This is a genomic window from Cohnella sp. GbtcB17, from assembly GCF_019091135.1.
Taxonomy (GTDB): Bacteria; Bacillota; Bacilli; order Paenibacillales; family Paenibacillaceae; genus Cohnella.
This window is the reverse complement of the sequence record NZ_JAGXJW010000507.1, coordinates 1-234: the sequence shown is the minus strand read 5'-3', so window position 1 is coordinate 234 and position 234 is coordinate 1. Positions and strand designations below refer to the sequence as shown.

Here is a 234-nt window from a genome sequence, read left to right as displayed (position 1 = left end):
GACGGCCTCTTCCGTTTTCCTGCAGGACCCGTTGATCGGCGACGGCGCGCTCAGCGAAGTGCTGGACGACGCTGGTGAGCCCGGCACGAAGGTATGTGCGTCGGGCAGCCAAGGCGATCAGGTCCGCGTCCTGGCGCTGACGCGCGAGCTGCCGGAATGGAAGGTCGGCAAGCGCGGATGGGTTCGCGGCTCGTTGCCTTTTGAATCCGGCGCCGTGTCCCATCTGCCACATCG

General features: G+C 66.7%; 1 protein-coding gene. It reads left to right on the top strand.

What is annotated here, in order from left to right:
- Window positions 1-234 (top strand): hypothetical protein (locus tag KVT38_RS34300; RefSeq protein ID WP_217598156.1); only part of this gene is annotated, 234 nt, incomplete at both ends.